At 58.5% G+C, this 19387-nt stretch carries 22 protein-coding genes and 2 pseudogenes; 8 read left to right on the forward strand and 16 right to left on the reverse strand.

The window, feature by feature from the left end; all coding sequences use genetic code 11:
- Nucleotides 1-65 precede the first annotated feature (65 nt).
- A complete protein-coding gene (locus GIW79_RS25345; protein WP_054898511.1) occupies nucleotides 66-677 on the forward strand; it encodes a TetR/AcrR family transcriptional regulator in 612 nt (203 codons plus the stop codon).
- On the opposite strand, the gene GIW79_RS25350 is transcribed toward GIW79_RS25345, so the two are convergent.
- Nucleotides 664-810, reverse strand: coding sequence for a hypothetical protein (locus tag GIW79_RS25350; protein ID WP_169918921.1), 147 nt, complete (start codon nucleotides 808-810; stop codon nucleotides 664-666). The two genes, GIW79_RS25345 and GIW79_RS25350, sit on opposite strands and share 14 nt — an antisense overlap.
- Before the next feature lie 170 nt (nucleotides 811-980).
- Here GIW79_RS25350 and GIW79_RS25355 point away from each other — a divergent pair, with 170 nt between their 5' ends.
- The gene (locus GIW79_RS25355; RefSeq protein WP_236453992.1) at nucleotides 981-1979 is read left to right on the forward strand and encodes an AraC family transcriptional regulator; all 999 of its coding nucleotides are present in this window, start codon (nucleotides 981-983) and stop codon (nucleotides 1977-1979) included.
- 3 nt (nucleotides 1980-1982) lie between these two features.
- Nucleotides 1983-3035 (forward strand): AraC family transcriptional regulator, encoded by a 1053-nt coding sequence (locus tag GIW79_RS25360; protein WP_236453995.1) that lies wholly within the window; start codon nucleotides 1983-1985, stop codon nucleotides 3033-3035.
- On the opposite strand, the gene GIW79_RS25365 is transcribed toward GIW79_RS25360, so the two are convergent.
- Genes GIW79_RS25365 through GIW79_RS25375 form a run of 3 tightly spaced genes read right to left on the reverse strand, consistent with a single transcriptional unit; the run spans nucleotide 3000 to nucleotide 5239 of the window.
- Nucleotides 3000-3182 carry a DUF1810 family protein gene (locus GIW79_RS25365; protein WP_374225741.1) on the reverse strand — a complete coding sequence of 61 codons (183 nt, stop codon included), beginning with the start codon at nucleotides 3180-3182 and terminating at the stop codon, nucleotides 3000-3002. The genes GIW79_RS25360 and GIW79_RS25365 overlap by 36 nt on opposite strands.
- Before the next feature lie 12 nt (nucleotides 3183-3194).
- Nucleotides 3195-4502, reverse strand: coding sequence for a sensor histidine kinase (locus tag GIW79_RS25370; protein WP_236453999.1), 1308 nt, complete (start codon nucleotides 4500-4502; stop codon nucleotides 3195-3197).
- Nucleotides 4499-5239 (reverse strand): response regulator, encoded by a 741-nt coding sequence (locus GIW79_RS25375; protein ID WP_236454001.1) that lies wholly within the window; start codon nucleotides 5237-5239, stop codon nucleotides 4499-4501. Before GIW79_RS25375 ends, GIW79_RS25370 begins: the two co-directional genes overlap by 4 nt.
- Nucleotides 5240-5543: 304 nt before the next feature.
- Here GIW79_RS25375 and GIW79_RS25380 point away from each other — a divergent pair, with 304 nt between their 5' ends.
- On the forward strand, nucleotides 5544-5804 hold the full coding sequence (locus GIW79_RS25380) for a DUF2790 domain-containing protein (protein WP_014718446.1): 261 nt from the start codon (nucleotides 5544-5546) through the stop codon (nucleotides 5802-5804).
- A 30-nt stretch (nucleotides 5805-5834) separates the two neighbouring features.
- Complete coding sequence (locus GIW79_RS25385) at nucleotides 5835-7046, forward strand: cytochrome c biogenesis protein DipZ (RefSeq protein WP_181124332.1); 1212 nt, start codon at nucleotides 5835-5837, stop codon at nucleotides 7044-7046.
- A 99-nt stretch (nucleotides 7047-7145) separates the two neighbouring features.
- On the opposite strand, the gene GIW79_RS25390 is transcribed toward GIW79_RS25385, so the two are convergent.
- The 11 genes and pseudogenes from GIW79_RS25390 to GIW79_RS25440 all read right to left on the reverse strand — a co-directional run bounded on the left by GIW79_RS25390 (nucleotide 7146) and on the right by GIW79_RS25440 (nucleotide 17333).
- Nucleotides 7146-8564, reverse strand: a complete 1419-nt coding sequence (locus GIW79_RS25390) for an aldehyde dehydrogenase family protein (protein ID WP_200583341.1) — start codon at nucleotides 8562-8564, stop codon at nucleotides 7146-7148.
- A gap of 100 nt (nucleotides 8565-8664) precedes the next feature.
- Nucleotides 8665-8742: pseudogene (locus GIW79_RS25395) on the reverse strand (creatininase family protein); the annotation flags it as partial.
- Between the two features lie 12 nt (nucleotides 8743-8754).
- The gene (locus GIW79_RS25400) at nucleotides 8755-9531 is read right to left on the reverse strand and encodes an alpha/beta fold hydrolase (RefSeq protein WP_054918943.1); all 777 of its coding nucleotides are present in this window, start codon (nucleotides 9529-9531) and stop codon (nucleotides 8755-8757) included.
- Nucleotides 9532-9556: 25 nt separating this feature from the next.
- Nucleotides 9557-10066 carry a cytochrome P460 family protein gene (locus GIW79_RS25405; protein ID WP_236454003.1) on the reverse strand — a complete coding sequence of 170 codons (510 nt, stop codon included), beginning with the start codon at nucleotides 10064-10066 and terminating at the stop codon, nucleotides 9557-9559.
- A gap of 24 nt (nucleotides 10067-10090) precedes the next feature.
- On the reverse strand, nucleotides 10091-11164 hold the full coding sequence (locus GIW79_RS25410) for an alpha/beta fold hydrolase (protein ID WP_054898501.1): 1074 nt from the start codon (nucleotides 11162-11164) through the stop codon (nucleotides 10091-10093).
- A gap of 62 nt (nucleotides 11165-11226) precedes the next feature.
- Nucleotides 11227-12594 (reverse strand): epoxide hydrolase family protein, encoded by a 1368-nt coding sequence (locus GIW79_RS25415; RefSeq protein WP_236454006.1) that lies wholly within the window; start codon nucleotides 12592-12594, stop codon nucleotides 11227-11229.
- Nucleotides 12595-13084: 490 nt separating this feature from the next.
- Nucleotides 13085-13333: a CsbD family protein gene (locus GIW79_RS25420; protein ID WP_014718439.1), complete on the reverse strand. Its 249-nt coding sequence runs from the start codon at nucleotides 13331-13333 to the stop codon at nucleotides 13085-13087.
- A gap of 112 nt (nucleotides 13334-13445) precedes the next feature.
- Nucleotides 13446-14039 (reverse strand): hypothetical protein, encoded by a 594-nt coding sequence (locus GIW79_RS25425; RefSeq protein WP_186527321.1) that lies wholly within the window; start codon nucleotides 14037-14039, stop codon nucleotides 13446-13448.
- 6 nt (nucleotides 14040-14045) lie between these two features.
- Nucleotides 14046-14825, reverse strand: coding sequence for a hypothetical protein (locus tag GIW79_RS25430; RefSeq protein ID WP_236454007.1), 780 nt, complete (start codon nucleotides 14823-14825; stop codon nucleotides 14046-14048).
- Between the two features lie 10 nt (nucleotides 14826-14835).
- Entirely contained in the window at nucleotides 14836-15462 is a 627-nt protein-coding gene (locus GIW79_RS25435; RefSeq protein WP_236454009.1) for a dTMP kinase, read from the reverse strand.
- A 143-nt stretch (nucleotides 15463-15605) separates the two neighbouring features.
- Nucleotides 15606-17333 (reverse strand): hydrogenase maturation protein, encoded by a 1728-nt coding sequence (locus tag GIW79_RS25440; RefSeq protein WP_236454011.1) that lies wholly within the window; start codon nucleotides 17331-17333, stop codon nucleotides 15606-15608.
- A 247-nt stretch (nucleotides 17334-17580) separates the two neighbouring features.
- Here GIW79_RS25440 and GIW79_RS25445 point away from each other — a divergent pair, with 247 nt between their 5' ends.
- The 3 genes from GIW79_RS25445 to GIW79_RS25455 all read left to right on the forward strand — a co-directional run bounded on the left by GIW79_RS25445 (nucleotide 17581) and on the right by GIW79_RS25455 (nucleotide 19148).
- Nucleotides 17581-17808 carry a hypothetical protein gene (locus GIW79_RS25445; protein WP_034127424.1) on the forward strand — a complete coding sequence of 76 codons (228 nt, stop codon included), beginning with the start codon at nucleotides 17581-17583 and terminating at the stop codon, nucleotides 17806-17808.
- Between the two features lie 56 nt (nucleotides 17809-17864).
- The gene (locus GIW79_RS25450) at nucleotides 17865-18125 is read left to right on the forward strand and encodes a metallothionein (RefSeq protein WP_034127423.1); all 261 of its coding nucleotides are present in this window, start codon (nucleotides 17865-17867) and stop codon (nucleotides 18123-18125) included.
- Nucleotides 18126-18242: 117 nt separating this feature from the next.
- Nucleotides 18243-19148, forward strand: a complete 906-nt coding sequence (locus tag GIW79_RS25455; protein WP_054898491.1) for a LysR family transcriptional regulator — start codon at nucleotides 18243-18245, stop codon at nucleotides 19146-19148.
- Between the two features lies 1 nt (nucleotide 19149).
- On the opposite strand, the pseudogene GIW79_RS25460 reads toward GIW79_RS25455, so the two are convergent.
- A pseudogene (locus GIW79_RS25460) lies at nucleotides 19150-19387 on the reverse strand (cupin); the annotation flags it as partial.

A 19387-nucleotide genomic window follows, 5' to 3' on the forward strand; every position in this document is an offset into this window, starting at 1 on the left:
TGAGTCAACATTGTCTCATATGAGAATATTGTGATCCCTGTATAAACATCGCTAAAGGCGTGGTGATGACACCCAATTCCCATGATGAACAAATGCTCAAGTCGCTGACTATGGCGGTTGTCAATCGCCCCCGGGCGACAATGAAAGAGCTGGCGCAACTGGCGGGCATGAGTAAAGCGACCCTGCACCGCTACTGTGGGACACGGGAAAATCTAGGGCAGAGACTGGAGGAGTACGCCGAAAGTACGCTCAATCTGATTATCCGCAGCGCCGGTTTGCAGCACCTGCAGCCCTTGGACGCGCTGCGTCGATTGATCCGCGAGCACTTGGCTCATCGCGAATTGCTTGCCTTTCTTATGGCGCAATACCGCCCAGACTTCCTCGACTTCGAACGGGGTGACACACGCTGGCAGTTTTACCTGGCGGCGCTAGACGAGTTCTTCCTCAGAGGTCAGCAAAGAGGACTGTTTCGCATCGACATTACCGCAGCGATTTTTACCGAGCTGTTCATCACCCTGGTCTACGGCTTGGTGGATGCCGAACAGCGCGGGCGTGCAGCCAACGCCGAGTCGGCCCGAACGCTGGAGCAAATGTTCCTGCACGGAGCACTTTCTAGTGGCGAGTTCCGCGAGCACGCCTCTGTGCAGGAGCACGCTTCAGTCCTCAGAAATGCGTGAAGGCATCGCTGATGCTGGCAACCGGCGGGTGATTGGCATGATGAACAACATTGTGGTCAGCGGGCCGTGGCTGAACATACAGCGCACCCGAAATCAGCGCGACCACCAGCAAAGCGAACAGAAACCGACGCATCGTATACCTCCATCGTCCAGCCTTGGGCCGAACGCAGGTCTTTTGTTATTGGTCGTTCGAGTGTGGTCTCGGGACAAGGGTGAAAGCTTTGCATATCGCGCCAGAGATTTTGCATATCGTGCCAATACTTCTCAGGCCAAAGGCAGTATTTCATTCGAGAGGCTCAGATGATGTCCACAGTGCGTGGTGTTGCTTTGCTTGGTTTCAAGGCGTTTGCTACCAGTCAGGGGATTGATCCGGTTTCGGCGCTGGCGGAGGTAGACCTGCCCGAAGATCCGCTGAACGCTCAAATATCCGGCGCTCAATTCAATGCGTTGGTCCAGTTATGTGCGTTACGGTCGAGCAATCCCTTGTTCGGCTTACAGTTAGGCTTGCACCAAGGCACGCAAAGTCTAGGCACTCTGCTGTACGCCATGCGTAACGCGGCCAATGTGGGCGAATCGCTGAATCTGCTGACACGCTATTTCCATATACACAGTGACGGCGCACTAGTGCGCCTTGAACGCCGAGGCGGCAGTGCCCTTCTTGTGTACGAAGTCATTGACGGTACGTTGGCCTCAGTACATCAGACAGTGGAACTGGCGATGGGAGTTGCCGCATGCTTGCTCCGCGAACTGCTAGGGTACGCCTGGAAACCGAGAGCTCTGATGTTGCGCCACAGCGCTCCGGCCAGCCGCATTGCCTATCGCACGCTGCTGGGTGTCCCTCCGCGCTTTGACAGCACCGTCAATGCCTGGGTTTTCGATGAGTCATTACTGGCGAGACCTCTCGGAGCTACAGACGTCAGGTGTCAACTATTAGCCCAGCAACAGATCGACGAGTTAGCGCGCGTAACACTGCAAGAATTACCGTCTTATGTGCAAAAAAGGCTACGCAATGAGCTTGCCAATGGTCCGGTCACGCTTCGCGACATGGCCAAGTACATGATGATCAGCCCGCGCACCTTGCAACGTTATCTTCGGGCACAAAACACGCGATTTCAGGAGCTGCTGGACGAAACGCGCCAGACGATGGCCGCACGCTACCTCTGCGACTCATCGATCAGCCTGACACAGCTGGCAGGTATGTTGGGTTATGCCGACCTGAGCACCTTTTCCCGGGCTTTCACGCGCTGGAATGGCGTCAGCCCGCAGAAGTGGAAGCAGCGCATGCAACAAACTCTTGGGTAAAAAATGGCGTCCAATCCATTTATTCGTGCAATCAGTCTGACAGGGTTCGATCAATTTGCCCGGCGTCAGGGTCTGGACCCAAGCCTTATACTGCTACAGGCCCGTGTGCCTGCGATGTCGCTGCAGCGCCCGGAAGATATCCTCTCCTTCCAACAATATTGCAGCTTGTTGCAAATGTGCCGGCAGCGTTCGAATAACGCATTGTTCGGCCTGGAATTCGGGCTCCACCAAGGTGTCGACGTCTTCGGTGATATGTTTTTCCTGATCCACAACGCTCGAACCATCGGCGATGCATTGCTCGAACTGCGCGCGAATTTCGGGCTGTACAACGGCGCGGCACAGGTTGATTTGGAGGTTGTCGAAGGCGTCGCGTTGCTGAGTTATCGAACCGATGAGATGTCGATTGTCGGATTGCCTCAAGCAGAAGAACTGGCGTGTGGTGTCGGTTTAAAACTGATGCTCGCGTTGGCGGGGGATCAATGGCAACCTGAGGCGGTAATGCTTCGTCATCCGCCCCTTGCCGATGAGTGGGGCTATCGCCAGGCACTGGGTATTACACCAACGTTCTCAGCAGCACATACTGGTCTGCTATTTGACGCATGCGTGCTGACGCAACCACTGGATCGCTCCAGCGAAGCACTACATCAGATTCTTGCTACACATCTATCAGGTATAGAGCGCTTGTCGACAGACGTGATGCCTGGCTACGTCAGGCAATTGCTGCGTAACTTGTTGCCCAGCGGACGTGCAACGATCGACAAGGTGGCCGATTGCATGGCAGTCACCCCAAGAACCTTGCAGCGCCACTTGGCTCAAGAAAATACGTCTTTTCAGCAGTTGCTGGATGAGACTCGCCAACAACTGGCACGCAATTACCTGCTGGTTCCGACAGTCAGTCTTACACACGTGGCGCATCTGCTGGGTTACGCCGATGTCAGCACTTTTTCGCGGGCGTTTCATCGCTGGTTTGGTATGTCTGCGCTTGAGTGGTGCAGCCAGTCGGGGGTGAGCAGGCAGCCTTTATTGATTACGAGCCGGATGAAAGATCAGCTTTGAGCGGAGCGACCCAGCCCCTGCGTTTGCGGGGAAGACAAACCACGTCCAATGGCTCGTCTTGCGGCCCGCGCGCAGCTCGTCCATGACCCGACTGAACACCCGGCGCTGCGCCTCGACGAAACGGGACAGATTGAACGAATCCTGCATTATTCGCTCCTCCTACGACGAGCGCGTCGGTAATCTCAGTTCAGCGCACAGTCCGCCGCCTTCGCGGTTTCTCAAGGTCAGGGTGCCGCCGAGGGCTTGTGCCAGTTGCTGGGCGATAGCCAGGCCCAGGCCCGTGCCGCCGGTGCTGCGGTTGCGCGAATTTTCCACGCGGTAAAATGGCTCAATCACACGGGCCAGCTCCTCTTCGGCAATGCCGGGACCACGATCCATCACGGTCACCGAGAGGCTGTCGCCCTCCTTCGGCTCCACCCGCAGTTGCGCTGCACCGGCGAATTTGAGCGCGTTATCCGTGAGGTTTACTAGCACTCGGCGCAGCGCGTGGGGCCGCGTGTGAATCACTGCGTTGCTTTTGCCGCTGAGCTGCACGTCCTTGCCCATGTCCTGGTAGTCGAACACGAGGCTGTCGAGGAATGAATCAAGATCGGTACGGCGGCTTTCCTCGGTGGCGCCATGCACGCTGCGGGCATAGGCAACGCCTTCACGCACCAGATGTTCCATCTCGCCGAGGTCATTCCACAATTTGTCTTTGTCACCGCAGTCGTCCATCAATTCGGCACGCAGCTTCATGCGCGTGATCGGGGTTTGCAGGTCGTGGGAAATCGCCGCCAGCAGTTGCATGCGTTCTTTCAGATAGGCCGCAATGCGCGCCTGCATGGCATTGAAGGCGATGGCAGCGTGTGCGACTTCGGTCGGGCCTTGTTCATCCAGATGCACCGGGTGAGTGTTGGGATCAAGGTTTTCCACGGCCTGGGCCAGGCGGGTCAGCGGGCGTATGGCAATACGCACAGCCAGCCACGTGCATAGAATCATCAAGGCCAACTGGCCCAGCAAAACCACCGGCAGCCACGGCGACAACGGCACCATCGAGGGGCGCACGTCGATGGTCACCGGGCTGCCGTCGGCCAGTTTCAGATGGACCTGGAAATGTTTGATAGGCCCGGGAATGTCTGTCACGGTCATCGGGTAATCCTTGCCGATGGCCTCCTTGATCGAGGTCACTGCAATCGGCGTGTCACGCAGAGCGACGCCTGGCGAGCCTTCGCCGAGCAAATAGCGGTAATTGCGTCGATCCAGTTGTTTCAACCAACTCATGCGTTCCTCGGCGGGCAAGCGGTCAAGGATGGCAATGGACGTCGATACATCGGTTTCCAGGTTACCGAGCATGGTGTTTTTCGCGGTTTCGTAACGCTCGTAATACTGCACGCCGAAGGACAACGCCTGCGCCAGGGTCAGCCCTACCAGAAAGATCAGCGACAGCCGCGAGACGAGGGTACGAGGCCAATGCAGCGAAGGCTTCATGCCGGTGCTCCAAGCACTTCCACTGGCAGCGAGAAGACATACCCTTCGCTGCGCACGGTTTTGATGTAAGCCGGCTCGCGGGCATCGTCAAGCAGGCGTTGGCGCAGGCGGCTGACCAGCAGATCAATGGAACGGTCGAACAGGTCGGCGTCACGGCCCTGGGTCAGGTTGAGCAACTGGTCGCGATTGAGTACCCGTTGCGGATGGTCGAGGAACACCCGCAGCAGGCGATACTCAGCGCCGCTGAGGGCGACCATGGTGCCGTGTTCATCAAGCAGATGGCGGGCGGAGGTGTCCAGGCGCCAGCGCCCGAACCCCAGCAACCTTCCGGTTTCGGTAACGACCAGGTTGGGCGGCAGCATGCGCGTGCGGCGCAGCACAGCGTTGATGCGCGCCAGCAATTCCCGGGCGGCGAACGGCTTGACCAGGTAATCGTCGGCGCCCATTTCCAAGCCGATGATGCGATCGGTTTCGTCGTTGCGGGCGGTCAGCATCAGCACCGGCGTGGCCTTGTGTTTGCCGGCGCGAATGTCGCGGCAGAGCACCAGGCCATCGTCGCCGGGCATCATGATGTCCAGCACGATCAGGTCTACCGGCGTGGCCTCGAGAAACGAGCGCATCTGGCGGCCATCGGCAACCACGGTGGTCCGCAGGCCGTTCTTCTTCAGGTAGTTGCCTACCATCTCTCGAATCTCACGGTCATCGTCCACGATGAGGATGTGATCAACGTGTTCCATGGGCCAAGCCTCTGTCATTGGAAATTGCGGCTCAGTCTATAGAGGCTGAGCCCGTTCGCCCGCGGCGGTTTGTATTGCAGTGTATCTGCTGTGGCGAAGGATACATGCAGAGGCAAAAACAACAATTTCCTAGGTTTTGTATGGCTGTGTATCGGGACGGGGTCCTGATACGAACCGATTTATCCGCGCCTGTTTTTGACACAGACGAGATACCTCGCGGGCTTCTAATGAGCCACATCGAGGCCAACCCTAGCGCCTCGGCTCAACCGAACGACCCAACCCATGAAGCCTTGAGGAAACGACCATGAACACCAATACCCTCTATGCCACTTGCCTGTTTGCCGCCCTGAATATCTGCACCTTCTCGGCCCGCGCCGAAGCCGACGTCACGCCGCAGACCTACACCTACGGCACGCACCTGGACATCCAGAAAGTGGTGGCATTGACACAGGATGCCGGGGCTGCCTGCGGCATTGTCGATGCCCAGCTGACCTACCTGAATTCGCAGGGCAAGACCGAGATCTTGAACTACCGCAAATTTGCCGAATGCCACAGCGATAACTGAGCCCTGCCCACATTTCATCAGGAGACCCTTATGTTCCTCATCGCATTACTGGGCGGCTTATTGACCGTCCTCAGCCCTTGTATCCTGCCGGTCGTGCCATTTCTGTTCGCCGGTATCGACCGCACACGCTCCTCGATCCTGCTTACCCTTGGTGGCATGGTTCTGACCTTCGCGCTGATTTCCAGCCTGGCCGTGGTCAGCAGTGAATGGGTGATTCAGGCCAACAACGCCGGGCGTCATGTGGCACTGGTGGTGATGGCGCTGTTTGCCTTGTCGCTGATCTCGGCACGAATCAGTGGCTGGCTGGCCAGCCCGTTCGTGTTACTGGGCAATCGCCTCGACCCCCAGACGCGCAAAATGTCCGGGCCGCTGGGTTCACTGATGATCGGCGTCGCCACCGGCCTGCTCTGGGCGCCGTGCGCCGGGCCGATCCTCGGGGTGATCCTTACCGGCGCCATGCTGCAAGGCGCCAATGCGCAAACCAGCCTGCTGCTGGTGGCCTACGGCCTGGGCAGTGCACTGTCGTTGGGTACGCTGATTTTCGCCGGACGCGGTTTAGTCAATCGCCTGAAGGCCTCGATTCCGGTCACTGGTTGGCTGCGGCGCGTCACCGGTTTTGCGGTCCTGGCCGCAGCGCTGATGATTTCTACCGGTGCCGACAAGACGCTGTTGGCCGGGGCGTCGTCCGAAGGCGTCAGCGTGCTGGAAAAAGGCGTGCTGCAAAGCGTCCCCAAAGTCGTCGAATACCTGGTAAGCAAGGCCAAGGCCGAACCCACCCTCGACAACGCCCAAGGCCCGATGCCGTCGCTGTCCGGCGCGGTGGAATGGCTCAATTCGCCCGCGCTGACCAGTGAATCGCTCAGAGGCAAAGTAGTGCTCGTCGATTTCTGGACTTACGACTGCATCAATTGCCAGCACACCCTGCCGTACGTGAAGGACTGGGCGCAGAAGTACGAGAAGGATGGCTTGGTGGTAATCGGCGTCCACACCCCGGAATACGGTTTTGAACGCATCATCAGCAATGTCAGGGATGAGGTGAAAAAGCTCGGCATCACTTACCCGGTAGCCATCGATAACAACTACGCGATCTGGCGCAACTTCGATAACCAGTACTGGCCCGCGCACTACCTGATCGACGCCAAAGGGCAAGTGCGTTTCACCCACTTCGGAGAAGGTCGCTACGAGACGCAGGAAAAGATGATTCAGCAACTGCTGCAGGAGGCGAAAGCTCCAGCCGCGTAACCCTTGAAAACCCATGGCCCACAGGCAACGTGCTGTGGGCCATTAGCTTTTTCTCCTGCGGCCTGGGTTGCGCGACCACCCTCTCCCGCCAACCCCAGGCTAATCCGACACGATGCTTTTGGCCTCAAGAAATGCTTCCAGCCCAAAGACTCCAAACTCCCGGCCGACACCGGACTGCTTTACCCCGCCGAACGGCGCCAGCAGCTCTGGCGAAATTCTGTTGATCAACACCGAGCCGGCCTGCAACTGGGTCGCCAGGCGTTGGGCACGCTCCGGTTGCCGGGAAAATACATAAGCCTGCAAACCGTAGAGACTGGCATTGGCAATAGCGATCGCCTGTTCTTGCGAGTCATACGCAATGATCGATAGCACCGGGCCGAAAATCTCCTCTTGCGCGATGTCCATGTCATTGCTGACGTCGGCAAAGACCGTAGGCCTGACGAAATAGCCCTTGTCCAAGCCGGTCGGTCTGCCCTCCCCGCCGATAATCAACGTCGCGCCTTGCGCCTGCCCGCGGCGGATGAAAGCTTGTACGCGGTCGAATTGGGCGCGATTGACCAGCGGCCCGAGAGCAGTGGCCGGATCCTGCGGATCGCCGACGACCATCGCTTCAACCAGGCTTTTCACGCGCTCGATAATGTCCTCGGCGTGCGAGCGTGGCACCAGCAGACGTGTGCCAGCGACACATGCCTGACCGTTGTTCATGAACGCAGCATTCAGAGCCAGGGGAATGGCGATGTCGAGATCGGCGTCATCCAGGATGATAGAGGCCGACTTCCCCGTGAGCGACAGGCTCACTCGCTTCATGGTCTCGATTCCGGCACGTGCAATGAGCTTTCCGGTGGCGGTGGACCCGGTGAATGAAATTTTCGCGATGAGTGGGCTGGCGCTGATTTCGTCACCCACATCACTGCCGCGTCCCAACAGAATATTGAAAACCCCGTTGGGCAACTCTGCGCGATGCAGCGCTTGGGCGAGCACGGTGGTTTGCAAGGGGCTCAACTCGCTCGGTTTGATGACCGAGGCACAACCCGCCGCGATGGCCGATGCCAGTTTGCTGCATATCGTCCCGGCGGTGCTGTTCCAGGGGGCAAACAGCGCCGCGACTCCGACCGGCTCCATCACCACGGTAGCGTCACCGACCGAACGACTCAGGTCGAAGTGTTTCAACACCTGCGCCGCATTGGTAAATGACTGTGAAGCGTAGCGACTGACCCATTGCGCACGGGCAAACGGCGCACCGTACTCTTCGATGGCGGTATCGCGAATTTCATTCGTGCTCGCCAGCACGGCAGCCTGCAACTGCTCGAGCATGTCGATACGTTCGGCCTTGGAGGTGCGGCCCATCGCGACTTGAGCATGCGAAGCCGCCGCGATAGCGCGCCTGGCATCTTCACGATCAGCCAGAGTGAGCGTACCGATGACCGCCTCGGTAGCCGGATTGATGCATTGCACCGTTTCATTGCCATGAACAGGAACGAATGCTCCGTCAATGTAACTGTGATTGATCTTCCACATCGTGGCGTACCTGATTGATTGCGGTTGCCCGCGATAAGCACAACGCCCGGTGTGCCCAGGCGTTGGCCGCGTCGAATACCCCCCTCTCTTGCGTTTCAGCGTTGCACAACTTCAAAACGAAACCCGCCGGGCGACGTGCAAAACTCGCCTCGGCGTAGAGCGCTGAAAGCGCCGCTTCGCCCTTGGCGTGTCATTTCGCCGTGGCGGCTTTTTCGATGAGGCGGGCAACCGGTTCCGGGTTCGAAACCATCACCACATGTGAAGCGCCCTTGACCACTTCCACGGCTTTGGCAGCGGCGCGCTTGGCCATGAATGCCATGGCTTGCGGGGGAATGTTCTTGTCCTTGTCGCCGTAGATGTACCAGGACGGAATATGCTTCCAGGCAGGGCTGCCGGATGCTTCGTTGAGCGCCGCTTCCGTTACCGGGCGTTGGGTGGCGGCCATCAATGCCGCCTCTTTCGCGGGGACGTCAGCGGCGAACTGGTTGTGAAATTTGTCCTGCTGGATGTACAAGTCCTTGCCCCCATCGGCCAACGGTACAGGCGCAGCCAGCGTTGGACCCAGCGTGCTGCCCGGGAATTTGCCGGCCAGCCCGGCGACGGTTTCCCCGGCCTCAGGTGCAAACGCACTGACGTAAACCAGGGCTTTGACGTTTGCATGATCGTTGGCCGCATCACTGATAACGTTGCCGCCATAGGAGTGGCCGACCAACACCACCGGCGAATGAATGCTCGTCAGCAATGCCGAGATTGCCGAACCATCGCTCTTTACACCGCGCAATGGGTTGGCAGCGGCAACCACCGGGTAACCGTCCTTCTCGAGAATCTTCACGACGCCATTCCAACTCGACGCATCGGCAAAGGCGCCATGTACGAGCACAATCGTGGGTTTTTCAGTTTGCGACCAGGCGTGTGTCGCCATGCTCAGGCTGACGGCGACGGCCAGTGCGGTTAATACTTTTTTCATTGTTGACTCCGGGTTTGACGGGAAATCAGGGAGCGAAGCGCGTGAAGACAAAGTCGTGATTACGCACTCGCGCCTGGTGACAGGCGAAGCAGGTTTGGTGTTGGGCTTCATCGGCCGGTTTACCGTTGATAAACCGCCCGAATCCCCAGCCACCGGTTGTTGCATATCTTTTCGAGTCCTTGACCATCACCTGCACGGTGGTGGCCGGCCCCGGGATGGACGCCGGCTCGAATTCCGGAGACTGCACATGTTTCCAGGCCAGCTTTACCAGCACCGTGCCATCAGGGAACGGCAGCGTTGAATCCTGATAAGCCTTGATGGCCAAGTCATTGCCCACCACGGCTCGCAGTTCGTTCAGGGGGGCCGCTTCCTGCGCCGGCGCAATCAGCGGCCATAGGCGGTAGTTTTCAGGCAGTTTCACGCCATAGATCGGCGAGGCGTCGCCCTTACTGGCGTCGCCCGAGGCAACACCGGTAGCCGTCAACGCTGCGATTGCAATGGCAGCCGACATCGCGGCCAGAAATTTCAGCTTCATTCTCGCCATCCTCTCAGCCGGTTTTCAAAGATGATCGGCGTCGATCACCGCCTGGGCGAAGGCTTTCGGCGCTTCCTGCGGCAAGTTGTGGCCTACTCCACCGGTGATCAATCGGTACTCATACTTGCCAGTGAAGCGCTTGGCGTACGCTTCGGCAGGTGGATGCGGTGCGCCGTTCGCATCACCTTCCAGGGTGATGGTGGGCACGCTGATGGATGGAAATGCCGCGAGTTTCTTCTCCAGCGCGTCGTATCTGGCCTCGCCCTTGACCAACCCCAGGCGCCAGCGATAGTTGAAAATCGACACGGCCACGTGATCAGGGTTTTGCAAGGACGCCGCGCTGCGCTCATAAGTGGCGTCGTCGAAATTCCACTGTGGCGACGCCAGCTTCCAGATGAGCTTGGCGAAGTCATGGGTGTTTTTCTCGTAGCCCAGGCGCCCACGCTCGGTCGCGAAGTAGAACTGGTACCACCACTGCAGTTCGGCGGCTGGCGGCAATGGCGCCTTGCCTGCCTCTTGGCTGCCTATCAGGTAACCGCTCACAGCGACCAGGGCTTTCACTCTTTCCGGCCACAGTGCCGCAACGATATCTGCAGTGCGGGCGCCCCAGTCAAACCCACCCAACACCGCGGTCTTGATCTTCAGCGCGTCCATGAAGTCGATCAGGTCGGTCGCCAGCGCAGCAGGTTGACCATTGCGAGCAGTCTTGGCCGAGAGAAAATGCGTATCGCCATAACCACGCGCAGAAGGGATCAACACTCGATATCCCTTGCCCGCCAAAGCAGGAGCGACATCAGCGTATGCGTTGATATCGTAGGGCCAGCCGTGCAACAAAATGACCACAGGACCATCGGCTGGGCCGAGTTCCGCGTAAGAAACGTTCAGCAGCCCCGCTTTCACATGCTTAAGTGCACCGAGAGAGGTGTGAGCTCCCGGGGTGATAGCCCCAATGGTGGACGCGGGTACATCAGCCGCGCTGGCTTGGGAAAAACCGACAGCCACCGCCGCGAATTGCAGCACCGCTGCTGCCAACAGCGATGGGGCAAGACCCCGCAGGCGGCTGGATTTATTTTGATTGTTCAGCAAGGTCATCTCCATGGTATTTCTCCGTAGCGAGCCGCCGAATAGCGGCCAGGTGTGTTGGCTGGGTTGCGTGTGAGCTACTGGGCTGTCTTCGTTGCGCTCAGCTTGGCGCGCAGCGGCCGGAAGGCCTCCCGCAACTCTTCGCTGAACAATTGAGGTTGCTCCCAGGAAGCGAAGTGGCCGCCCTTGTTAACCTCGCTGTAGTAGGAAAGTGATGGGTAAGCGCGTTGCGCCCAGCTTTTTGGCGCCTGATAGATCTCGTGCGGGAAGACCGTGATCGCCACCGGCACCTTGATGCTTGCGGTGTTCTGCGCGGCAGCGCTGAAATTGTTGTTGTTGTTTTCCCAGTAGAAACGCGATGACGATGCGCCTGCGTTCGTCAGCCAGTACAGGCTGATATCGTCCAGCATCTCGTCACGGCTCAATACCCGTTCAGGCTGGCCATCACTGTCCGTCCACGCGGCGATTTTTTCGTACATCCACGCCGCAGTTCCGGTAGGCGAATCGGCCAGCAGGTAACCGATAGTCTGCGGGCGCGTAACCATCATCGCGCCGTATGCTGCATTGCGGCCGAAGAAGGTGCTCAAGGAATCAAACGCCTTGCGTTCAGGCTCAGTGAGCCCGACAGGGGCCGGGTCACCACTATTGATCGGCTTGACCAATTCGGGCGGGATGGTGGCCGGCATGTTCAAGTGAATGCCCAACAGCCCCGGCGGATTCAGGCGGCCCAATGCATCCGATATGACCGAACCGTGATCTCCGCCCTGGGAAACATAGTGGGTATAACCCAGACGCTTGATGAGCACATCCCAAGCCTTCGCGACCCGATCCGGCCCCCAGCCCAATTCAGTTGGCTTACCGGAAAAACCGTGTCCCGGAATCGATGGAATGATCACGTCGAACGAATCTTCAACCTTACCGCCGTAAGCAACGGGATCCGTCAGAGGGCCGATCGTCTTCAGGAACTCAAACTGTGAGCCAGGCCATCCGTGTGTCAGAAGCAGCGGCATCGCGTTGGGGTTTAGAGAGCGAACATGGATGAATTGAATATCCACGCCGTCGATAGTCGTGATGAATTCAGGCAGCGCATTGAGCTTCGCTTCGGCCTTGCGCCAGTCATAGCCGCTGCCCCAATACTTCACCAGCGCCTGGACCTGGGCCAACTGCACGCCTTGGGAAACGTCATTGACGGTCTCTTTGTCCGGCCAGCGGGTCGCCGCAATGCGCTTTTTCAGATCGGTCAATTGCGCTTCATCGACGTGAATTCGATAAGGTCTAATCGATTCGGGACTGGTCGAGGCCGAGCTGGCAACTGACGCATCGGCGGCCGGGCCAGCAGCCCAGGCACCACCGCTGCCGGCTATCAGGGCCAACCCCAAAGCGCCCATTTTCACGGAAGAAGCCAGACAATGGCGCCAGGTGAAACCGAACGTAGCTGCAGGCATTTTGAATTTCCTATAAGTCATTGGTCGACAACGTCGCGAAACGCGCAGAGATAGCCGCGAGTTAAATGAGTCATCCATTGGAGAAGGTTTGCGCCTTCTCGATGGGTTCATTTAAAGCCCCGTAGGTATCCCGTATGTGTCACCAACCGACTTAAAGGAATCGCTGTGTATCTATCCAAAGCGCAGATACAAAACGATACAAACCGACCACTCGCTCATAAAAAAACCAATGCCCCGACTTGTCGGGGCATTGGCTTTTCTGGGACCTGGAAAACATAAGGGCTTTTCAGCCCATCAAGCTCGGCAAAGGGCATAGAGACCGCGTCGATTGCCAGGCAGCATGACTTGGCTACCCAAGGAACAGGCAGATACCCCGCTCCACTTCACGCCCTTCCACGCCTGCAAGAAACTCCAGAAATTTGCCCCTGATTCTGGTTAGCGTTCACCATCGTCTCTACCGTGCCAGCAATCTTATTGAAGCGACTGCTGTTCAGCGACCAAGCAATCTTTTCAGCACCAGTAGAGCAACAGCCCCGATTGCCAGTGCAGCAACCGGTTTTTCTTTGACGAATGTAGAAACGCTGTCCAGTGCGTCACCATAGGTTTGCGTCAGTTGACCCGCAGCCTGGCGTCCAGCGCCCTCAGCTTCCAACTTCGAATCGCCAAAAAGCTTCCCGACTGCGCTCTGCGCTTTGCCAGCAACCTTTTCTACAACGCCTTCTACCTGTTCGCTCTTCATGATTAACCAAACCTTCGTGTGTGATTGGGTAACCCAGGAAAACCCCGGGCTTGAGGCAACGTGCAAAGCGTTAGGTGGACAGGCTTAGTGATTAGTTCAAAGTTGATGAAGCTCACTTGGTCCAGATCAACCGATAAGTCTTCTTCTCTGTAGCGGCATCGTGATAGGGATTTTCGCCCGGGACCTCTCGCGTGCGCACGCACGGGCGTCCCTCGCAGTCAATAATGGCAGCGTCACCACCCTGGCGTTTCAACGCGTCTATGTTTTGCTCAAGCACCGCTAACTCTCGTTGCCTTTGCGCAATCTCATCGGTGCTGGGGACCGCAAAGAAAAACAGCAACGCCAGAGGCAATACCACACCTAGATGAATGGCGAAGATGCTGAGCCAGAATCGACGCTTAAGGCTGTCACTGGCGGCCTGGTACTTTTGCGCCGCATCAAGCGCCGCGGCATCGGCCTGTCTGAACCTGCCAACCAACTGCTCGGCCGCCTTTGAAGCTACTGAATCTGCGATCTGCGCCGCTGAAGCGCCCAGTATCGTCGGAATCTGTTGCAGGCTCTGCTCAACACGTTTTTCCAGATAGCCAAGACGCGCGATCGCCTGCTCAGCGGCTTTTCTGTCATTTTCCGCTGCGCTCATGATGCCCTTGGCAGCAACGGCCATGGCCCGCAGGCTGAGGTCATTCTCGTTCACGTGTTCGTCCATGGGTCATTACCTTCCATATTCGGGGCCGTCGCGGTGTTTGGGACGCTTCATGCCTCGCTCCAATGCAGGCACAGATCGCTCCAGCTGCGGACCGCTCATTTCCAGCTCCAGCCATTGCCTGTGCGGCATACTCAAATCACAGACGTCTCGCAGTTGAACAAAATGCATTGCTCCACCTGCGCCCATGACCAGAAGCACACCACCTGCGCCCACCGGGTCGTCAGCTTGAATATTGCGTAAAAATCGCAGGTATATCTGTGAGCGCTCGCGCATCATCGGGTCCAGGCCGCGAACAGCTTCGCGCGCGGTTTGCTCCACGAGTCGTTCAAGGCTTCCCGCGGACAACGCCAAGTGTTCTTCGTCGAAGGCGTCCAGATAAGGCACGGCTCGCGAAACCAAAGGCGTGTCGGTGTCATTGGCGCCCACCTCCACATACCAGTGCAGGCTTCTGGACGTTTCGACCAATACCTGATTTTCACCTGCCAGGCCGGCCATGAGTAAACGATGTCGCAGCCGTTCTTTTTTCAGGCTGGCGCCCTTCATCTTGAATTCGATCAAGCGCACGACACCTGGAAAGCTCAGCAGTACGTCAGCCAGCTCTTTGTCTGCAGGCGTCTGCTGTAGCAGATTGACCACGCTTGGGATCGAGGTGTTTGCGTCTAGACATGACCGCACGGCGAACCCGAGACCGTACAGGAAGTTTCCTATCACGACGTTTTCATAGAGTTTCTTCGTTCGGTGACGTTTGTTCTGATGACCAACATCATCCTGATCTTGCTGGTTCAACGGCACTCCGTTACTCCTGATGCTTGGGATGAAGGACCTTATATATCTGCAAAACCACCCGCCTCATCGCCTCCTCAATCGTCCCTTCATTGCGACACATGACCCACCCCTGCTCCACAGCCGCTCGCTCAAACGCCTCGGTACACGCAACTTGCTCCTCCAGCTTAGACATCACCGTACTGCTCAACCCCCGCCGTCGTGCTACCGCCCGCGCCCAGGATATTTGCGCCGCGGTGACAACCCCCACGTGCAGGTCCGGCACTTGCACCTGCCGATTAATGTTCAGCTCAAGAATGTCTGCAAAGGGTATCAACCGACGAAACGCGGCATCAGACGGGTACCAGCGATCCATCAGGATGATGCTGTCAGGTGGCTGCGCGGCCAGTACGTTCCGAGTAATCCAGCTGCGGCTGTCGGCAAAGCGCTCACACACCTCAAGCTCCAGATCCCGGCTGGGATCTCGGGCGAACGTGTTAACCAGAGCCATCGTTTGCGCTCGACAGGGATCGCTCTTGCGCTCGCACAGTCGCACGACCTTTAGGTTGTCGGCCCTCAACGCTGTCGTAACGGCCTCCAACAGCGTGGTTTTACCGGTGCCTTTGGGGCCATCCATCGAAATAAACAGCGCACGAGTCATACGGGCGCTGCATCATCGTTCAGGTTGTGCAGTTCCATGGGGCCTCGGGGTCTGAGCGTTTGGGCGAGTTGGCCTCCATTATGGGCAACCCTATTGCCCAATGCGAGGCTGGACTGGCCGACGCGCCCTCCCCGCGTCGACGGTCAGTCATTCAGCATCCGGCTTTCCGGCACACCAGCCTCGTACCTCAACGCCCATGGCGCAATCAACCGCTGCGGGGTCTGGCAGGCTTTGCGTTTAAACACGAAGTTGCGGCATTTCTCGGCAAACTGCTGGCGGTTTTCCACCATGTCGAGTCGCATCTGTGCCAGCTCCTGCTCGCGACAGCGTTCAACTTGCTGAGTATCCAGCATGGCTTTGCGCGTGCGTGCGTGAAGGTACTTCTCATCGGTCAGCGCGCTGTCGGCCTGTTGCAAAAGCCACAAGCCAAATGCTTGTGGGCAACGCGGGCCGATGGCCTGAACCATGCCGTACTGCTGGGCCTGGATGGCGCTGATGGGCAGGCATTCTTCGGTAAGCTTATGCGCGATTTCGCTGCCCACGGCCCGTGGCAGGCTGTAGGTCCAGTATTCGGAGCCGTAGAGTCCCATGGTCTTGTAGTGCGGGTTGAGCACCACACCTTCGCGGGCCAATACAAGGTCGGCGGCCAGCGCCAGCATCACGCCGCCTGCGCCTGCGCTGCCGGTCAGGCCGCTGATCACCAGCTGCCTGGCAGTGAGCAGCTCCAGGCACACATCGTCGATGGCTTGAATGTTGGCCCAGGCTTCCAGCCCCGGCACGTCGGCGGCCTGGATGACGTTTAGGTGCACCCCATTGGAAAAGCTGCCGCGCCCGCCCTTGATCAGCAACACCCGGGTATCTCGCGCCTTGGCCCAGCGCAACGCTGCGACCAGCCGCTGGCATTGTTCGGTGCTCATGGCGCCGTTGTAGAACTCGAACGTCAGTTCGCCGACGTGGCCGAACTCTTGGTAGCGAATGGGTTGATAGACCCGCTCGTTGAAAGGCTGGCGGGCGATTGAGCTGTCCAGCACCGGAACGCCGGCCAGCCTTTGCGCCAGTACGTGCCGTGCCGGCAGCTTGAAGGTCTCTGGGCCTTTGGGTTTGAGCGAGCCGATCCACAGGCTGTGATCTCCGGCCGCCACCAGCACAGCGTCGTCCTGTACCGCGAGGATTTCTCCGGGAGCGCCCTGGCGGACGTCCAAGTGCGCGTCGTAGAGGTAATATTGCCCGCCCAACAAGCTGGCCAACACGCCGGGCTGGCCATCGGCAGCGTCGATGCTGCGCTTGATAAAGCCTGCGCGATCGAACCAACTGAAGGTGCGGTCGGCCTGGGTCATGTTCGGCTGCAAGCGCCCGATGACGCTGGGTTGGGTGTAATTGAGCGGTGTGGGGACGAAGCCCTTGGCGAATTTCGCCACGACGTCACGAATGCAAACCATCGCGGCATCGCTTACCAGGCCGTTGTACAGCTCGGATTTGCGCACCTGGTCGGGCATGTCGAACTCACAGGTGGACCATATCGGTCCTGCATCCATTTCTTCCACCGCTTGCAAGGCGGTGACGCCCCAACGGCGAGCCTGCTGGGTGATAGCCCAATCCAGCGCACTGGCACCACGGTCACCAACGATGCCTGGATGGATGATCACCACCGGGCGCTGCGGATGGCTCCATAGTTGGTGCGGCACACGGTCCTTCAGAAACGGGCAGATCACCAGGTCGGCGCCTGACGCCTCGACCTGCTGGCACACCGTGGCTTGATCGGTGAACACCACAACGCTGGGGTCGTGACCCGCCTGGCGCAGATCCAGCCAGGCTCGTTGGGTCAAACCGTTGAATGCCGATGATAACAACAGGATCTTGAGTGATCGCATGGCTGACTCTTCCTTGAGAATGTGCGACCAGAGCTGCTCGTTGAGCCGTCCCTGGCCATCGATAAGCGCCCAAGGTTATAGAGCGGGCCAGCACGGCCACCTGATCGAGATCAATAGTCGGGTTCTGTTGTTCTCAAGGTTCGGCCGGTGAAAGCGGCTTATATTTTCTGAATCACTGCGCAGCCCACTCATCAAACGAACATGCCCTGCTCGGGTTTGCCTTGTTAACCGTAACGGAGCCACGTTCATGTTCGAGAAAGCGCATTACCTCATCAGTTTCATCCTCGACAACCAGCCACAAAGCCGCACGCTTGAGCACGATGCAGACACGCTGGACCCGCAATGGGCCGAGTCCCTGCTCAGGCAGCGCTTCGCAGAGCTCAAGGACGCGAAATTGAGCGACGTCCAGGTGCAAAAGCGCAACAAGCCGGCCGATGAAGGCCATGACATCCCAGGGCATTACCAGCAGCCCTGATTTACGTATCAGAAAACTGCTGCCCGTTTATCAATCACTGAATATTCGGAGGACCTATGAACCCGACAACTCAAGGTTGGACCTGCGCCTGCCCAGGCTGCACCTGCCAGGTGACCCATGACACGCGTCACCAGCGCAACGGCAAAGCCTACTGCAGCCAGGCATGCGCCGACTTGCACCCCCAGGGTCAAGCGTGCCCCAGTGCCGATTGCCATTGCGAGTCGAATGTGAAGGTGCAAGACCGCGCTGTCAGCGATAGCCAGCTCGACGAGGCGATCGAAGAAACCTTTCCTGCGAGCGATCCCATATCGCCTTGATCATTCAGACCCATTAGGAAAACGGGGGCTGCATCGTGGCTCTAGGGTCTAGCAGTTGACAGCCCCCGGCAAAACTCAACAACCTGCACGTCTCACCGCCCTGCCCTGAGGCTGCCCTTGGACTATTTCACCGCGCTCACCGCATTCATCGAAGCCGCCGAAGGCAACAATTTCTCGCGTGCCGCCGAACGCTTGGGGATCAAGGCCTCAACGGTTTCACGCTATGTGAAGGACCTCGAGCAAGACCTGGGCATCGCGCTGTTCAACCGCTCCACACGCACGCTGCATCTGACCGAAGGCGGTCAGACCTTCCTGATACACGCACGCAGGGTATTGGATGAACTGGAACACGCCAAGGCCGCCACGTCTGCGCTGAACCAGCATCCCCGGGGAGTGTTGAAACTCAACCTGCCGCCGGCGTTTGCGCGGCATCACATTCTGCCGGCGTTGAATGACTTTCTGGTGCGCTACCCGCAGATCAGCGTGGAACTGGTGCTGGATAACACCCAGGTCAATTTGATTCATGCCGGCGTCGACTTAGCCATACGCATTGGCGAGCTGGCCGATTCGACCCTCAAGGCACGCAAGCTCAGCGACGGCCACTACCGCTTGGTGGTCAGCCCGGCGTTTGGCATGCAGCACCCTCCTCCTTCCACGCCCACCGACCTGGCCGGTTTGCCTGCGGTGCTGGGCACAGCTACCACCGGCGATATCAGTTTTGTATCCGCCGGCCGCGCGCTCCCGTTGCAGCATGACGGCGTTATTCGAATCAATGACCTGGACGCGCAACTCATCGCCGTGCGCCAAGGCTTGGGCTTTGGGCTGTTGCCGGACTGGCTGGTGGCGCAAAGTATCGAGGCCGGCGACTTGGCAGTGTGGCTGCCCGAATGGCATATCCAGGGCGTTGAGCGGGCGTTTGCGGTGTGGTTTGTGTACCCGCCCAAGCGCATCGTATCGTCCAAGGTCCGGTGTTTTATCGACTTTATCGTTGAACGACTGGGCGAAACACCGGACTGGAAGTGACTCAACTGAAGCGGATATCCAGCGCACGCAAGTAGGTTTGCAGCCCCGCATCCTGAATCGGGATCAGGAACGCCTCGCTATCCGATTCATTAAAATGCGCATGCCAGTAACCCGGTGGCGTGACAAACGCCAGGCCGGGAGACCAGTCGACCCGCTGCGGGTTACGAATTTGCCCATCCGCGTCCAGCTCGGTGCCCACCAATGAATAACAGCCCGTGGGGCAATCAATAATGAAGTCC

Source organism: Pseudomonas sp. PA-7-1E, assembly GCF_021605325.1.
GTDB classification, from domain to species: domain Bacteria; phylum Pseudomonadota; class Gammaproteobacteria; order Pseudomonadales; family Pseudomonadaceae; genus Aquipseudomonas; species Aquipseudomonas fluorescens_BV.

What these genes read in the sequence shown, in the direction of transcription:
- GIW79_RS25345 (WP_054898511.1), top strand. Translation starts at nt 66, where the DNA reads ATGACACCCAATTCCCATGATGAACAAATGCTCAAGTCGCTGACTATG.
- GIW79_RS25350 (WP_169918921.1), bottom strand. Translation starts at nt 810, where the DNA reads ATGCGTCGGTTTCTGTTCGCTTTGCTGGTGGTCGCGCTGATTTCGGGT.
- GIW79_RS25355 (WP_236453992.1), top strand. Translation starts at nt 981, where the DNA reads ATGTCCACAGTGCGTGGTGTTGCTTTGCTTGGTTTCAAGGCGTTTGCT.
- GIW79_RS25360 (WP_236453995.1), top strand. Translation starts at nt 1,983, where the DNA reads ATGGCGTCCAATCCATTTATTCGTGCAATCAGTCTGACAGGGTTCGAT.
- GIW79_RS25365 (WP_374225741.1), bottom strand. Translation starts at nt 3,182, where the DNA reads ATGCAGGATTCGTTCAATCTGTCCCGTTTCGTCGAGGCGCAGCGCCGG.
- GIW79_RS25370 (WP_236453999.1), bottom strand. Translation starts at nt 4,502, where the DNA reads ATGAAGCCTTCGCTGCATTGGCCTCGTACCCTCGTCTCGCGGCTGTCG.
- GIW79_RS25375 (WP_236454001.1), bottom strand. Translation starts at nt 5,239, where the DNA reads ATGGAACACGTTGATCACATCCTCATCGTGGACGATGACCGTGAGATT.
- GIW79_RS25380 (WP_014718446.1), top strand. Translation starts at nt 5,544, where the DNA reads ATGAACACCAATACCCTCTATGCCACTTGCCTGTTTGCCGCCCTGAAT.
- GIW79_RS25385 (WP_181124332.1), top strand. Translation starts at nt 5,835, where the DNA reads ATGTTCCTCATCGCATTACTGGGCGGCTTATTGACCGTCCTCAGCCCT.
- GIW79_RS25390 (WP_200583341.1), bottom strand. Translation starts at nt 8,564, where the DNA reads ATGTGGAAGATCAATCACAGTTACATTGACGGAGCATTCGTTCCTGTT.
- GIW79_RS25400 (WP_054918943.1), bottom strand. Translation starts at nt 9,531, where the DNA reads ATGAAAAAAGTATTAACCGCACTGGCCGTCGCCGTCAGCCTGAGCATG.
- GIW79_RS25405 (WP_236454003.1), bottom strand. Translation starts at nt 10,066, where the DNA reads ATGAAGCTGAAATTTCTGGCCGCGATGTCGGCTGCCATTGCAATCGCA.
- GIW79_RS25410 (WP_054898501.1), bottom strand. Translation starts at nt 11,164, where the DNA reads ATGGAGATGACCTTGCTGAACAATCAAAATAAATCCAGCCGCCTGCGG.
- GIW79_RS25415 (WP_236454006.1), bottom strand. Translation starts at nt 12,594, where the DNA reads ATGCCTGCAGCTACGTTCGGTTTCACCTGGCGCCATTGTCTGGCTTCT.
- GIW79_RS25420 (WP_014718439.1), bottom strand. Translation starts at nt 13,333, where the DNA reads ATGAAGAGCGAACAGGTAGAAGGCGTTGTAGAAAAGGTTGCTGGCAAA.
- GIW79_RS25425 (WP_186527321.1), bottom strand. Translation starts at nt 14,039, where the DNA reads ATGGACGAACACGTGAACGAGAATGACCTCAGCCTGCGGGCCATGGCC.
- GIW79_RS25435 (WP_236454009.1), bottom strand. Translation starts at nt 15,462, where the DNA reads ATGACTCGTGCGCTGTTTATTTCGATGGATGGCCCCAAAGGCACCGGT.
- GIW79_RS25440 (WP_236454011.1), bottom strand. Translation starts at nt 17,333, where the DNA reads ATGCGATCACTCAAGATCCTGTTGTTATCATCGGCATTCAACGGTTTG.
- GIW79_RS25445 (WP_034127424.1), top strand. Translation starts at nt 17,581, where the DNA reads ATGTTCGAGAAAGCGCATTACCTCATCAGTTTCATCCTCGACAACCAG.
- GIW79_RS25450 (WP_034127423.1), top strand. Translation starts at nt 17,865, where the DNA reads ATGAACCCGACAACTCAAGGTTGGACCTGCGCCTGCCCAGGCTGCACC.